Origin of the sequence: Ferrigenium sp. UT5, assembly GCF_045866295.1 — a bacterium.
Taxonomy (GTDB): domain Bacteria; phylum Pseudomonadota; class Gammaproteobacteria; order Burkholderiales; family Gallionellaceae; genus Sideroxyarcus.
Map to the genome: position 1 here is coordinate 85,376 of NZ_BAAFRY010000007.1, position 13,846 is coordinate 99,221.

The window sequence follows — 13,846 nt, forward strand, 5'->3', positions numbered from 1 at the left end:
CGGTTCTCTCCTATTGATCTACGTGTTCGTCAACGATCAGCCAGAGGCCGTCGAGCTGCTCCATCCGCAGTGTCTTGCGCACCCGATCACGATAATGGTCGGCGCGATAGTCCTGGGTGAACGAAACGACAGCGTGGTGCGCATTTTCCAGCGTGATCGCGATATCGCTCAATTCGACCCGGAGCGCGTGCGGTTTACTGACGCGTTGTCGCCGCAACGCTTCCCAGCGCTGGCGCGACAGCCCGGCCGGGCGGTAAGCGGGCGCATAAGCGGCGAGATACGCATCGACATTGCGTGCAGACCAGGCGGCTGCCCAGTCCTGCACGCGCTGACGCACCTCGGCCACAGAATCAACGGGTGCGGCGACGGATGCCACCGGTTCTGCCGCCGCAACGGATTCCGCTGCCGCGACAGGTGCCGCGACAGGTGCCGCGACAGGTGCCGCGACAGGTGCTGCCGCAGGTGGCGGAGAAGCGGACGACGGCGGCTCGGCTGGAAGCGCCGCCTGTAACGGCGTGGCATCGTCGATGCGCACCAGGATATTTTTCTCGAAATACAGCGTCAGACGCTGCTGCTCAATCACGCGCCCCCGTCGCTGCAGACGATAGATATAGTCCCACCGCTCCGGATGATAAACATCATTGACGAGCGGCGTGCCCAGCGCCGCTTTGACTTGCGCCTCGCTCATGCCCGGCTTGATGCGCGCGCGCATGTCCTGGGTGACCAGATTGCCCTGACGGATGTCGATCTTGTGCGGGGTAAAGGTGGGCAGGTACTTGCCCGGGTTGCTGCACGCGGCGAGCAGCACGGAAAAGAGGATGACGGCGATACGCATGGGATGGCTTACTTTCACAAAACAGGCGGCATCATACCTCAAGCGGCGTCGCCCAATAACTCCGCGGCATGTTTGCGCGTGGTCTCGGTGATTTTGGCGCCGCCCAGCATGCGCGCGATCTCCTCCACCCGGTGTTCGCCTTGCAGCGCCTGGATATGGCTCAAAGTGACGCCCTGCTCCACCGCCTTGCTCACCCGCCATTGCTGGTCGGCCTGCGCCGCGACCTGCGGCAAGTGGGTGACGCACAGCACCTGATGGCGCGTACCCAACTGGCGCAACAGCCGGCCGACGATCTCCGCCACGCGCCCGCCGATGCCGCTGTCCACTTCGTCAAAAATCAGGGTGGACACGCGGGCGGCACGGCTGGCGGCAACCTGGATCGCCAGACTGAGGCGCGACAGTTCGCCGCCGGAAGCCACCCTGGCCAGACTGCGCAGCGGCGAACCGGGATTGGCGGAGACTTGCAATTCCACGTTTTCCAAGCCATGCGCATCGCCCTCATCCAGCGGCAACAGCGCCACGGCAAACTGGCCGCCTTCCATCGCCAGCGTCTGCATGGCGGTCGTGATCTCGGCGGAAAGTTTGGCCGCCGCCTTGCTGCGCGCCGCGCTCAATTTTTTCGCCAGGGTCAGATAGTCCTGGTGCGCGACCGATTCCTGCGCGGCCAGCTCGGCCACATCGGCCGTGCCGCCCAGCTCGTCCAGGCGCGCCACGATGGCGGCCTGCGCCTGCGGCAACTGCTCCGGCTTCACGCGGTATTTGCGCGCCATCGCCATCACATCGCCGATGCGCGACTCCATTTGCTGCAATGCCTGCGGATCGGCATCCAGCTTGTCCTGGTAATGGCGCAAGGCATACACCGCCTCCTGCAGTTCGTTCTGGGCGCTTTCCAGCAACACCAGCGTGTCCTGCAAGGCCGCGTCGAATTCCAGTTCCGCGCGCACCCGCGAGGCCAGGGTGTTCAACTGCGCCAGACAGGCGTTGTCCGCCTCGCTCAACACGTCCACGCCGAACTGTGCCGTTTCCAGCAGGGCCGCGGCATGCGACAGGCGTGCATGGTCAGCCTGCAGGGCGAGCCAGTCCTCGGCGGTGAAATTCAATCCCTCCAGCTCGGCGCGCTGAAACAGCAACAATTCGCGCTCGGCGGCAACGGCTTCCGCATTCTGTTCCAGTTGCACGCGCCGCCGGTGCAGGGTTTGCCATGCCCGGTAGTGTTCCGCCACGTGTGCACTGTCCCCCGCCAGTCCGGCATGGCCGTCGAGCAGCTCGCGCTGCGCGTCGGCGCGCAGCAGGGATTGGTGGGCATGCTGGCCGTGGATGTCGAGCAAATGGTCGCCTGCCTCGCGCAACTGCTGCAGCGTGGCGCTGCTGCCATTGATGAAACCGCGCGAACGCCCGGCGGCATCCAGCGTGCGCCGCAGCAGACACACGCCCGCGTCGCCCGCCAGATCCTGCGCGTTCAACCAGGCCTGCAGCCGGGGCAAGCCACTGATGTCGAACTCGGCCGAAATCTCGGCGCGCGCGCAACCGTCCCGCACCATGCCACCATCGCCGCGTTCGCCCAGCGCCAGCGACAAGGCATCGATCAGGATGGATTTGCCCGCGCCGGTCTCGCCGGTGAGCGCGGTGAAACCGGCGGAGAATTCGAGTTCGAGCGTATCGACGATGACGAAGTCGCGGATGGAAAGAAACTTCAGCATAGCCTTAAAGGGTTTGGTTCCAGAGCAGCTTTTCGCGCAGGGTGTGGTAGTAGCTGTGTCCCTCCGGATGCAGCAGGTTCACCGGCTGCGCATAGCGCGTGACGAGAATCTTGTCGTGCAGTTGCAGGTCGATGTTGGTGTGGCTGTCGTAGCGCACGCAGATGTCGCCGGTGCGGTGCATCAGCAACTCGATCTCGGCGCTGCCCTTGACCACGATCGGGCGGTTGCTCAGCGAGTGCGGGCACACCGGCACCAGTTGCAGCACGTCCAGACCGGGATGCAGGATGGGGCCGCCGGCCGACATGGCATAGGCGGTGGAGCCGGTGGGGGTGGAGATGATGAGGCCGTCGGCGCGCTGGTTGTACAGATACTCGCCGTCGATGCGCACCTCGAACTCGACCATGCTGCTGATGTTGCTGCGGTGCACCACCACTTCGTTGAACGCCAGGCCGGTGAAGACCTCGGCCCCGTCCCGCACCACCGTGGCCGACAGCAACAGGCGCTGCTCGGTCACGAAACGGCCGTCCAGCATGGCGGCAATGCCGGCGATCATGTTGCCCATGCTGAGGTCGGTGAGAAAACCCAGCCGCCCCTGGTTCACGCCCACGATGGGCACGCCGTGCGGCGCGAGGGTGCGCGCGATGTTGAGCATGGTGCCGTCGCCGCCGATGACCACGGCCAGATCGACCGAGCGCGCGATCTCGTCCAGACTGAGCGCGGAAAACGAATGGCCTTTGATATGCTCGGCGGAGAGCCCGTCCACCACCACCTTGAGGCCGCGCTCGGCCAGGAAATCCCCCAGCAGAAACATGGGAACGGCCACGTCCGGGGACTTCTGTTTGCCGATGATGGCGATGGTTTCAAAAGGAAATTTCATGGTGCGCGATTAAACCATATCGGCGATACGCCCGCCACGTCAGCCCGGGATTTCTTCCCGCACCCGGAACCACGCGGCATACAGTGCCGGCAAAAACAAGCAGGTGAGCACGCTGGCCACAATCAGGCCGCCCATGATGGAAACCGCCATCGGCCCCCAGAACACCTGTCGCGTCAGCGGGATCATGGCCAGAATCGCGGCCGAAGCGGTCAGCATGATTGGGCGGAAACGGCGCACGGTGGCGCCGATGATCGCCTCATGGCGCGGAATGCCAGACTCCTCGTCCTGCCTGATTTGGTCGATCAAAATGACCGAGTTGCGCATGATCATGCCGGCCAGGGCAATGAAGCCCAGGTTGGCCACAAAACCGAACGGCACCTGGAATACCAAAAGTGCCAGTACCACGCCGATCAGGCCGAGGGGAGCGGTGAGCAATACGATCACCGTACGGCTGATGCTTTGCAATTGGATCATCAACAAGGTGATGACCCCTGCCAGCATCAACGGCATCACCGCAGCAATCGCATTTCCGTTTTTTTCCGACTCTTCGATACTCCCCCCCATTTCGATGCGCACTTCAGGGGCAAGGCGCGCCCGCACCGCGTCCAGTTCCCGATTCAGCCGTTCCGATGCCGTGGCGGGCTGGGTCACATCCGCCATATCTGCACGCACGGTCAGCGTGGGCTGGCGGTTGCGCCGCCAGATAATGCCTTCTTCCTGCACCGGCACCAGACGTGCCAACTGCACCAGCGGTATGGAGCGCCCATCCGCCAGCGGAATGTCCAGATCGGGCAGTCGATTCAGGAAACGGGTATCCGATTTTTTCCCGCGCCAGACCACCTCGATCAACTGGTCACCTTCACGGTACTGGGTGAGCGGAAGGCCGTTGAGCCAGCCCTGCAGGGCGCGCGCCACGTCCTGGCTGGAAACCCCGAGACGGCGCGCTTTATCTTGATCCACTTCGACCCGCACACTCTTCACTTTTTCGTTCCAGTCGAAATTGACATTGCGCAGGCTCGGGTCGGCACGCAGGACAGCGCCGACGTCCTCGGCCGCCTGGCGCAACACAACCAGGTCATCGCCAATCACCCGGAATTGCACCGGATAACCGATCGGCGGCCCATTCTCCAGACGCACCACGCGCAGTTGGATCGCGGCAAAATCTGCTGCGGCAAAACGCTGTTCGAGGCGTTGCTTGAGGTCTTCGCGTGCCGCCAGATCTTTCGTGACAATGACCAGCTGGCCAAAATTGTCGGCAAATAATTGCTGGTCCAGCGACAGAAAAAAGCGCGGCGCACCATTCCCGATATAGGCGGAGGAAGAGACCACGGCGGGGTCGTTCTGAAGCAATTGCTCGATGCGCGCCACTTCATGTGCGGTTGCCCGCAACGAAGCGCCCTGCGCCAGCCATACATCCACCATCAGTTCCAGGCGGCTGGCTGACGGGAAAAATTGTTTCTGCACGAATTTCCCAAACGCCAGTATCGACAAAACAAAGATCAATACCGTGACCAGGATGACCTTCCAGCGATTGCGCAAACACCACGTGACCAGCGCCCGGAAAAACCGATAGAACCGTGTGTCATAAATGTCTCCACCATGCTGCTGCGCCTTGGCGATGAGCGCTTTCTGATCCAGCACGTGGTAGCCGATGTACGGGGTAAAAATAACGGCCACCCCCCACGAGATTACCAGCGCGATGGTGACCACCTGAAAAATTGAAACGGTGTATTCACTGGCGGCCGATTTGGAGAAACCCACCGGAGTGAACGCGGCAGCCGTAATCAAGGTTCCGGTCAGCATCGGAAAGGCCGTCGAAGTATAGGCAAAGGTCGCGGCTTTGAATTTATCCCAGCCCTGCTCCATTTTTACCACCATCATTTCCGCCGCGATAATGGCATCATCCACCAACAGGCCCAAAGCGATAACCAGCGCCCCGAGCGAGATGCGCTGTAAATCGATCCCGAACAGTTTCATGGCAAAGAAGGTGGTCACAAGCACCAGCGGAATGGACAAGGCCACCACCATCCCAGTGCGCACCCCCAGACTCAAAAACGACACTGCCAGCACAATGAGCACCGCCTCGGCAAGCGAATTCTGAAACAGGCTGAGCGAGCCCTGCACCACTTGCGGCTGATCGGCGACGGTATGTATTTCCACCCCGGCCGGGAATTCGGCGCCGATTCGCGCCGTCTCGCGGTGCAGATTCCCGCCCAGCGCAATCACGTCACCACCCTTGTCCATCACCACGCCGACGCCGATCGCCGGCTGGCCGTTCCAATGCATCCGCGGGCTGGGCGGATCGGCAAATCCCCGGCTCACCCGGGCAATGTCAGCCAAACGAAAATGTCGGCCATTCACCCGCAATTCGGTATTGCGCACCTGTTCGACGCGGTCAAAACTGCCGCTGATCCGCAGATGAATACGGTCGCTGTCCGTCTCGATGAAACCGCCCGGGCTGATCGCATTTTGCTGTTGCAGCGCATCGGCCACTTGCAACGGCGAAATGCCCAGCCTCGCCATACGCTGCGGCTCGACATCGATAAAAATCTTTTCCTCCTGCACCCCGATCAGTTCAACGCGTTTCACATCTCTGACGCGCCGCAATTCCAGCGCCATGCGGTCTGCGTAGCGGCGCAGTGCGGCCAGATCGTAGCCATCCCCGGTCAAGGCAAAGAGGTTGATCTGCACATCGCCGAACTCATCGTTTGGAAACGGGCCCTGCACCCCGGGTGGCAATGTATGCCGGATATCATCCAGTTTTTTGCGCACCTGACGCCAGGATTCCGGCACCTCGGTTTTCGGGGTGTAATCCTTGAGCACTACGAAGATGAGCGATTCGCCCGGCTTGGAGGCTGAACGCAACACATCCACCCAAGGGGTCTCCTGCAATTTTTTTTCGATGCGCTCGGTCAATTCGCGCTCAACTTCCTGTGCTGTCGCGCCCGGCCACAGGGTTCGAACCACCATCACCTTGAACGTAAACCCGGGATCTTCGGCTCGCCCCAGACTAAAGTAGGACACCATGCCGGCGATCGCCAGCACCGCCATCAGAAAGACGACAAACTGCTGATGTTCGAGTGCCCAGGCTGATAAATTGGGTAACTTCATTGCGGATTCCCCCCCGCACCGGGCTGAATCCGTTCACCTGCGGTCAATTTGTGCACCCCGGCACTGACAATGCGCTGCCCCGCCTCGACCCCCTCCACGATCAGCGCCCCCTCATCGCGATATGCACCGATCCTGACCGGACGCAACGAGATCGTATTGTCCGCCTCGATCACCCAGACCGCGGCCTGCTCGCCTTGCTGGAAAATGGCAGTCAGGGGCACGCGATACGCCCGTGCGTGCTGTGCTCGACCCGCCTCCTCCAGCCAGACCCGTGCCGTCATCCCCAGCGCGACCGACGCATCCGTTGACTTGAATGCGACGCGTGCCGCATAGGTTCGACTCGCCGCATCGGCAACAGGCGCGATCTCCCGCACGTCTCCATTCAGCGTGTGTGATCCATCCCCGGCCGCGCCGATCTCGATGACCGCCGGTGCCCCCACCTTGACAGCATCCAGGCGCGATTCCGGAATGGCAATCACGACCTCGCGTTCGCCCGTTTGCGCAAGATGGAATACCGGCTGCCCCGCACTCACCACCTGCCCCACTTCAGCCAAAATCGCGGTAATCACGCCCGTGTGATCCGTCCTCAACTCAGTGTAAGCCAGTTGATTGACGGCCATTCCAGCCTGTGCGGCGGCTGCCTTGAATGCAGCTTCTTTCGCATCCAGCGCCGATTGGCTGACAAAGCCCTTGTCCCGTAATTCTCGATAGCGTTCCATCTCATCCTTGGCCAGACGGTATTGCGCGCGGCTGGCCTCTTCCTGCAAGCGATTGTCCGTCGGATCCAGGCGCGCCAACACCCGTCCCGCCGCGACCCGCTCGCCCACCTCCACCTGACGCGCCATGATCTTGCCGCCGGTACGGAAACTCAATACGGTTTCATGACGGGCACGAACCTCGCCGCTATACAGATGCGTTTGCGCGGCAGCCGTGTCGCCAATGACAAACATCGACACGGGTCGCACGGCAGCGGGTGGCGCGGGCGTCTCCTGGCCGCAGGCACTCAATAAAATCAGCGGCAACATAAAAAAATAGACGATCTTCATTCTCCACTTCCCCTTTTCCAATCCACTCCCCAGCATAGCGCCCTTTATACCAGTCAAATGATGGCAAAACGATAAGGGTGCAGGTGTGTCTGGTTGTTCGCCCGATCAATCGGGCTCCCATGAAATCGCCTCTCGCAAGGTTACAGCCACGCCACACCTGTTAGAATCCGCGCCATGCTCAACGAACGCGCGCAGATCCTGCTCAAGACCCTGGTGGAACGCTATATCAGCGACGGCCAGCCCGTCGGCTCGCGCGCCCTGCAGCAATATTCCGGCCTCGACGTCAGCCCCGCCACCATCCGCAATGTGATGTCCGACCTTGAAGCGATGGGACTGGTCGCCAGCCCGCACACCTCGGCGGGGCGCATGCCGACCGCGCAGGGCTACCGCCTGTTCATCGACACCCTGATGGTGGTGCAGCCGCTGTCGGCCGCGCGTATCCAGCAACTGAAGAGCCAGTTGTTGCCGGACAACCCGTCGCGGGTGCTGGCCCAGGCGTCGCACCTGCTGTCGGATCTCACCCGTTTCGCCGGCGTGGTCGCCACGCCCAGACGCACCCGCATCACCGTGCGCCAGATCGAATTCCTGCGCCTGTCGGAAAAGCGCGTACTGCTCATCATCGTGATGCCGGACGGCGAAGTGGAGAACCGCGTGCTGGCGACGCCCAAGGATTACAGCCAGGCGCAGCTGACCGAGGCCGGCAATTTTCTGAGCCATCACTACGCCAACCTGGCGTTCGGCGACATCCATCGGCGCGTGCAGAACGAATTGCGCCAGTTGCAGCACGACATGACCGCGCTGATGTCGGCGGCGATGGCCGCCAGCGACGAGGCCCTGGCGCACAAGCATGACGATTACGTGATCAGCGGCGAACGCAATTTGCTGCACAGCAACGACCTCGCCGCCAACATGGGACAGTTGCGCAACCTGTTCAACGTGTTCGAGCAGAAAACCGAATTGCTGCAACTGCTGGATGCCGGCCGCCACGCGCAGGGCGTGCACATCTTCGTCGGCAACGAATCCGGGCTGGCCGGCCTCAACGAATGCAGCGTGGTCAGCGCCCCGTACACCTCGGGCGACGGCGAAATCGTCGGCACCCTGGCCGTGGTCGGCCCGAAACGCATGGATTACGAGCGCGTCGTGCCCATCGTGGATATCACCGCCAAACTATTGAGCAACGCGCTCTCACAACATTGAAATTCAACATGAGCTATCAGACAGAACCAAGCTTCTCCCACGGCACCCCGGAAAAAACCGGCATCCTGCTCATCAACCTCGGTACGCCCGATGCACCGACCACACAAGCGGTGCGCCCCTACCTGAAGGAATTCCTCGGCGACCCGCGCGTCGTGGAGATTCCGCGCCTGGTCTGGTGGTTCATCCTGAACGGCATCATCCTCAACGTGCGGCCGAAAAAATCCGCCGCGAAATACGCCTCGGTGTGGCTGCCCGAAGGTTCTCCGCTGCGCGTCCACACTGAAAGGCAGGCGGTTTTGTTGCAGGGTTATTTGAGCCAAAAGACGCGGGCGCCGTTGGTGGTCGAGTACGCCATGCGCTACGGCAACCCGTCCATTCCGGCCGCGCTGAAGAAACTGAAAGACCAGAACTGCCAGCGTATCCTCGTCGTGCCGATGTACCCGCAATACGCCGCTAGCACCACGGCCACCGCGACCGATGTCGTGTTTGCCGAACTGCAACACTGGCGCAACACCCCTGCCCTGCGCACCCTAAAGCATTTCCACGACGATGCGGGCTACATCCAGGCGCTGGCCGCCAATGTGAATGATTACTGGACGAAGAACGGGCGTCCGGAAAAACTGCTGATGAGTTTTCACGGCCTGCCGCGCTATACCCTGGAAAAAGGCGATCCCTATCATTGCGAGTGCCACAAGACCGCGCGCCTGCTGGCGCAGGAACTCGGTCTGAAACCGGAACAGTACGCGCTCAGTTTCCAGTCGCGCTTCGGCCGCGCCGAGTGGGTGCAACCCTACACCACCGCCACCCTGCAGGAATGGGGCAAACAAAAACTGCGCCGGGTGGATGTGGTCTGTCCCGGCTTTGTGGCGGACTGCCTGGAAACCCTGGAAGAAATTGCGCTGGAAGGCCGCGCGGATTTTCAGCACGCAGGCGGCGGCGAGTATCACTACATCCCCTGCCTCAACGAGCGCCCAGAGTGGATCCACGCCCTGACCGCACTGGTGCTGGACAACCTGCACGGCTGGCTGGCCGCGCCCGATCCCGCACAACTGGAACAGGGCAGATTGCGCGCCCTGCAACTGGGCGCCAAATCCTGAAGGCGGTACGACTGCCTTATTTGCCGCCGAGCGCCGCCGCGAAACGCTGATCGAGATCGGGCAACCCTTCCAGATCGTCCAGCGCGGGCGACATCAGCGGGCCCAGCAATTCCAGCCGCTTGTCGAATCCCGGATGGGTCTTGAACATCAGCGCGAGATTGGAGTCGGCCGGATTGATCGATTGCAGGGTCTGCAACACGGCGGGCAAACCGTACGGGTCGTAACCGGCGCGCGCCGCCAGCACCACCCCCATGCGATCGGATTCAAACTCGTCCTCCTTGTCCAGACCGCGCGCATACAGTTCGGTGCCGGCGCTGACCAGCTTGCGCAGACGCTCGTCGCCGCCGCGAGACTTGATCGCATCGTCGGCGAGATCGGCCATCAGCTCGCGCCGCGCGCCTTTCTTCAGCGCCTGCAAATGATGTTTGCGCAGCACGTGCGAAATTTCGTGCGCCAGCACCCCCGCCAGTTCCGCTTCATTGTTCATGCGTGCCAGCAAGCCTTTGGTGATGAACACATAGCCGCCGGGCGCGGCGAAGGCATTGATGTCCGCGTCATCCAGCACCCCGAATTGCCAGGGCAGATCGGGGCGTTCGCTGTGCAGGGCGATCCAGCGTCCGACCCGGTTCACATACCGCTGCAACGGCGGGTTGTCGAGCAGGGGCGCCGCCCCCAGCAGACTGCTGGCGATACCGCCGCCGAGCTCGATCTCCTGCGGCTCGCTCACATCGGCATTGGCCCTCTTCACTTTCTGCACCGTCTTGACGGCCTTGTCCCAGTCGATGCTGCCGAAGTCGAAGGCCTGTGCCGGGACCGACACACTCAACACAAGAACAAGTATCAACGCGTTCATCGCCCACCTCCCGCAGCGAAATAATCCACTTGCTGCGACTTCAGTTTGCCCTCGGCGGCAAACCGCTTTGCCTCGGCCTTGCTCGCCGCATAGCGTCTTGCCTTCTCCAGCGCCTGCGGGTCGGGACGGGTATTCTTCAGTTGTTCTTCCGACAGTCCGCGCACGCCGGTGGTCACGGTGGCGCCGCTGCCGCCGCTGCGCGCCACATTGAACAGGGAACGCAGGCCATTATCGGCGCGGCGCCCGGTGCTGCCGCGCGCCAGTTGAATACTCAACATCTTGACCCAGCCGGCCGTCTCGCCCGCCCTGACCTGCGTCCACGACGCGCGCCGCTGCACCACCGTCACCTTGCTGCGCGCAGGCAGAGTCACCAGGGTTTGTGCATCGCTGTAGGGTTTGGCCTTGAGCTCGGTGGCGCGGATCGTATAAGCCTCTTCAGCCGCCCACGCGCTCGCGACAAAACTCAACGCACAACACCACACAAGGAATTTAAATTTACTCATTCCGTTTTCTCCTCTTTGCGCGAAGGCGCGAACAGCTCGACCTCCTGCTCGCGCCCCTTGACCTTGAACGAACCGAACGACTGGAATGCGAACGCATCGCCGCACGCCTGCATCGTCTCGCGCGACACCAGGATGCGCGAGACGCCCTTGGTCAGCCCTTCGATGCGGCTGGCCAGATTGACCGTGTCGCCGATGGCGGTGTATTCGCGCCGCTGCTCGGAGCCAATCAAACCGACCACGGCGGGACCGGAATGGATGCCGATGCCGACATCGAAATTCGCATCCGCCTCGCCCAGCTCATGGCGGAAACGCTGCAACACCTCGCCCATTTCCAGCGCCGCCTCGACCGCATGGCGCGCGTGTTCCGCATCGTCCAGCGGCGCGCCCCAGAACGCCATGATCGCGTCGCCGATGAACTTGTCCAGCGAACCGCCGTGGCGGAAGATGACCTCGACCTGCAGGCTGAAATAACGGTTGAGCAATTCGACCACTTGTTCCGGCGTGCGTTTTTCGGACAGCGTGGTGAAGCCGCGGATATCGGAAAACAGCACGCTGACCTGGCGGCTCTCGCCGGCCCGACTCAAGCCGCCGTGCGCCACGAGCTCCTGCACCACATGCGGATTGACGAAACGGCTGAACATCTGCACCGCCTGTTCGCGCGACTTTCTTTCGCGCAGGTACTCGCGCAGGGAAAAGGTGAAATAGGCGGCCCAGGCCAGCAGCAGCGGCGACAGCACCGGCAACAACAGCAATTGCGCCACGGCGAGATAGGCCGCGGCCAGCAACAGGACGCTGGCCGCAGCAAGGATGCCGCCAATCTTGAGGATGTGGATGCCGCGCATGAAAGCAAGGCTCAACAGCCCCAGCAGCAGCAACGCGAGGCCGAGCGCAAAATCGCGATTCGCCTGGCGCATGGCGCGGCCGTTCTTCAGATTGTCGATGGCGGTGGCGAGCATCTCGACCCCCGGATACAGGCTGGCCAGCGGCGTCACGCGCACATCATGCATGCCAGTCGCCGCCGTGCCGATGATGACGATCTTGTCCTTCAGTTCGTCCGCGGGGCGCTGCCGCTGCTCGCGATTGAAGTCCGCATAGAGGTCGGAATATGAAATATGGCGATAGGAATTGGGGAGGCCGCGCCAGGCGAGAATCAGGTCGGCCTGCTGCGGCACGGCATAGCCAAGGTCTTGCGCCACGCGCGCGGGCAGGGACGGAATCAGCCAGCCGTAGGCATCGGTGTAGAGCTGGTAGCGCCGCCCGACGCCGTCCGCATCTTCCTCGAAATTGATCGTGCCGACATGCCAATGCGCGGGATCGAGCGCCAGCGGCGGCAGCACCGCGATGCGCGCCTGCGGGTCGGCCTGTGCGCCGCGTTGCAGACCGAGCAAAGGCGCGATCTGTGCCGCGGGCGCGCCTTGCGCATCCAGGGCGGGGTTGCGCCGCACCATCGGAAAATACACGTTGTTGATGCCTTGCAGCGCCTGATTGAAGGCGTCATCGCTATCCGGCCTGAAGGGGTCGCGTTCGCTGAACAAAATGTCGAACACGATGGCGCGCGGCTGCTGCGCCGCGATCCCGCGCACCAGCTCGCCGTGGATGGCGCGCGGCCACGGCCAGCGCCCGGCCTCGTCCTCCAATTGCGCCAGACTGGCATCGTCGATATCGACGATGACGATGTCAGGATCGGGCGCAAGGGCCTGCGCCTGGCTGCGCACGAACACATCGGACAGGCGGTTCTCCAGCGGAGACAGGCTGTGGACGAGCAGCAATTCCAGCAGCGCGAGCAGCACAAAAACCAGGCCGATGCGCAGGCTGAGTTGTTTGTCCGCTGTCTTGAGGGTGTTCTGCATGACGCTATTCTGCCTGATTGCGCATGAAGTCGGCCACTTTGCCCAGGGCCGCCTGCAATTCCGCGCGCAAGACAGCATCTTCCACCACCTCGTGCAGCGCCTGGGTCATGCACAGCATCCACTGGTCGCGCTCGGCCGCGCCGATGGCGAAGGGCAGATGACGCTGACGCAAACGCGGATGCCCGAATTTTTCGATGAACAGTTGCGGCCCGCCCATCCAGCCCGACAAAAACATGAACAGCTTGCCCTCGGAAGTCTTCAGGTCGGCCGGGTGCAGCTTGCGGATGCCGTGACTTTCCGGCAATTCGTCCATCAACTGATAAAAACGCTGCACCAGACGGCGCACCGCAGCTTCGCCGCCGATGCGCTGGTAATGGGTGTTCTGATTCTCGCTGGCCTGCATGGCCCCTCCTTCGTCATGCCGGCGAATGCCGGAATCCAGTGCTGTCATCCAAGTCATTATTTAGGGAAACGCTGATCAAGTTGTCATTCCATTTTAATTCCGCTTGTTGATTTTATCGTGAGGGGGCTCTGGGTGGAACCACGAGAACTGGCTGACGACATTTCTCTTTGAGTAGCCTATAACCATCCGAATATTTTTCTTGGCACTGCTTTGTTCTAGCTGTCGCGGCATCGTCGTCGCGACTTTGGGTATCTTTGATTTTGTGGGTCTTCGTGAAAGAGTGTGGGTAGAATTTAGCATGAAATCCTCTGCAAGCCTTGTGGCATCTGGCAAAATCCGGTCTGCACCTGTCGCGGGAAACGGGAGGATTTCTC

At 62.1% G+C, this 13,846-nt stretch carries 12 protein-coding genes; 2 read left to right on the forward strand and 10 right to left on the reverse strand.

All coding sequences use genetic code 11. The annotated features are described in order from the left end of the window. Positions 1-10: 10 nt before the first annotated feature. Genes ACKTSJ_RS04200 through ACKTSJ_RS04220 form a run of 5 tightly spaced genes read right to left on the reverse strand, consistent with a single transcriptional unit; the run spans position 11 to position 7,569 of the window. Positions 11-835, reverse strand: coding sequence for an outer membrane protein assembly factor BamE (locus tag ACKTSJ_RS04200; RefSeq protein WP_407897704.1), 825 nt, complete (start codon positions 833-835; stop codon positions 11-13). Between the two features lie 38 nt (positions 836-873). After that, a complete protein-coding gene (gene recN, locus ACKTSJ_RS04205) occupies positions 874-2,535 on the reverse strand; it encodes a DNA repair protein RecN (RefSeq protein ID WP_407897706.1) in 1,662 nt (553 codons plus the stop codon). A gap of 4 nt (positions 2,536-2,539) precedes the next feature. After that, entirely contained in the window at positions 2,540-3,412 is an 873-nt protein-coding gene (locus ACKTSJ_RS04210) for an NAD kinase (protein ID WP_407897708.1), read from the reverse strand. A gap of 39 nt (positions 3,413-3,451) precedes the next feature. Beyond that, positions 3,452-6,523: an efflux RND transporter permease subunit gene (locus ACKTSJ_RS04215; protein ID WP_407897710.1), complete on the reverse strand. Its 3,072-nt coding sequence runs from the start codon at positions 6,521-6,523 to the stop codon at positions 3,452-3,454. Then, positions 6,520-7,569, reverse strand: coding sequence for an efflux RND transporter periplasmic adaptor subunit (locus tag ACKTSJ_RS04220; RefSeq protein WP_407897712.1), 1,050 nt, complete (start codon positions 7,567-7,569; stop codon positions 6,520-6,522). Before ACKTSJ_RS04220 ends, ACKTSJ_RS04215 begins: the two co-directional genes overlap by 4 nt. A 174-nt stretch (positions 7,570-7,743) precedes the next feature. Here ACKTSJ_RS04220 and hrcA point away from each other — a divergent pair, with 174 nt between their 5' ends. Beyond that, on the forward strand, positions 7,744-8,766 hold the full coding sequence (gene hrcA / locus ACKTSJ_RS04225; RefSeq protein ID WP_407897714.1) for a heat-inducible transcriptional repressor HrcA: 1,023 nt from the start codon (positions 7,744-7,746) through the stop codon (positions 8,764-8,766). An 8-nt stretch (positions 8,767-8,774) separates the two neighbouring features. Then, positions 8,775-9,863, forward strand: a complete 1,089-nt coding sequence (gene hemH / locus ACKTSJ_RS04230; protein ID WP_407897716.1) for a ferrochelatase — start codon at positions 8,775-8,777, stop codon at positions 9,861-9,863. A 16-nt stretch (positions 9,864-9,879) separates the two neighbouring features. On the opposite strand, the gene ACKTSJ_RS04235 is transcribed toward hemH, so the two are convergent. The 5 genes from ACKTSJ_RS04235 to ACKTSJ_RS04255 all read right to left on the reverse strand — a co-directional run. Further along, on the reverse strand, positions 9,880-10,716 hold the full coding sequence (locus ACKTSJ_RS04235; protein WP_407897717.1) for a M48 family metalloprotease: 837 nt from the start codon (positions 10,714-10,716) through the stop codon (positions 9,880-9,882). Further along, the gene (locus tag ACKTSJ_RS04240) at positions 10,713-11,219 is read right to left on the reverse strand and encodes an SH3 domain-containing protein (protein WP_407897719.1); all 507 of its coding nucleotides are present in this window, start codon (positions 11,217-11,219) and stop codon (positions 10,713-10,715) included. Before ACKTSJ_RS04240 ends, ACKTSJ_RS04235 begins: the two co-directional genes overlap by 4 nt. After that, complete coding sequence (locus ACKTSJ_RS04245) at positions 11,216-13,069, reverse strand: CHASE2 domain-containing protein (RefSeq protein ID WP_407897721.1); 1,854 nt, start codon at positions 13,067-13,069, stop codon at positions 11,216-11,218. The genes ACKTSJ_RS04240 and ACKTSJ_RS04245 overlap by 4 nt, the downstream gene beginning before the upstream one ends. A 4-nt stretch (positions 13,070-13,073) precedes the next feature. Further along, positions 13,074-13,472, reverse strand: a complete 399-nt coding sequence (locus tag ACKTSJ_RS04250) for a group II truncated hemoglobin (protein WP_407897725.1) — start codon at positions 13,470-13,472, stop codon at positions 13,074-13,076. A gap of 93 nt (positions 13,473-13,565) precedes the next feature. Continuing rightward, positions 13,566-13,846: hypothetical protein (locus ACKTSJ_RS04255; protein ID WP_407897723.1), on the reverse strand; the 281-nt coding region annotated here is incomplete at its 5' end.

Coding starts and splice junctions, on each gene's coding strand:
- ACKTSJ_RS04200 (WP_407897704.1), bottom strand. CDS start 835: ATGCGTATCGCCGTCATCCTCTTTTCCGTGCTGCTCGCCGCGTGCAGC.
- recN (WP_407897706.1), bottom strand. CDS start 2,535: ATGCTGAAGTTTCTTTCCATCCGCGACTTCGTCATCGTCGATACGCTC.
- ACKTSJ_RS04210 (WP_407897708.1), bottom strand. CDS start 3,412: ATGAAATTTCCTTTTGAAACCATCGCCATCATCGGCAAACAGAAGTCC.
- ACKTSJ_RS04215 (WP_407897710.1), bottom strand. CDS start 6,523: ATGAAGTTACCCAATTTATCAGCCTGGGCACTCGAACATCAGCAGTTT.
- ACKTSJ_RS04220 (WP_407897712.1), bottom strand. CDS start 7,569: ATGAAGATCGTCTATTTTTTTATGTTGCCGCTGATTTTATTGAGTGCC.
- hrcA (WP_407897714.1), top strand. CDS start 7,744: ATGCTCAACGAACGCGCGCAGATCCTGCTCAAGACCCTGGTGGAACGC.
- hemH (WP_407897716.1), top strand. CDS start 8,775: ATGAGCTATCAGACAGAACCAAGCTTCTCCCACGGCACCCCGGAAAAA.
- ACKTSJ_RS04235 (WP_407897717.1), bottom strand. CDS start 10,716: ATGAACGCGTTGATACTTGTTCTTGTGTTGAGTGTGTCGGTCCCGGCA.
- ACKTSJ_RS04240 (WP_407897719.1), bottom strand. CDS start 11,219: ATGAGTAAATTTAAATTCCTTGTGTGGTGTTGTGCGTTGAGTTTTGTC.
- ACKTSJ_RS04245 (WP_407897721.1), bottom strand. CDS start 13,069: ATGCAGAACACCCTCAAGACAGCGGACAAACAACTCAGCCTGCGCATC.
- ACKTSJ_RS04250 (WP_407897725.1), bottom strand. CDS start 13,472: ATGCAGGCCAGCGAGAATCAGAACACCCATTACCAGCGCATCGGCGGC.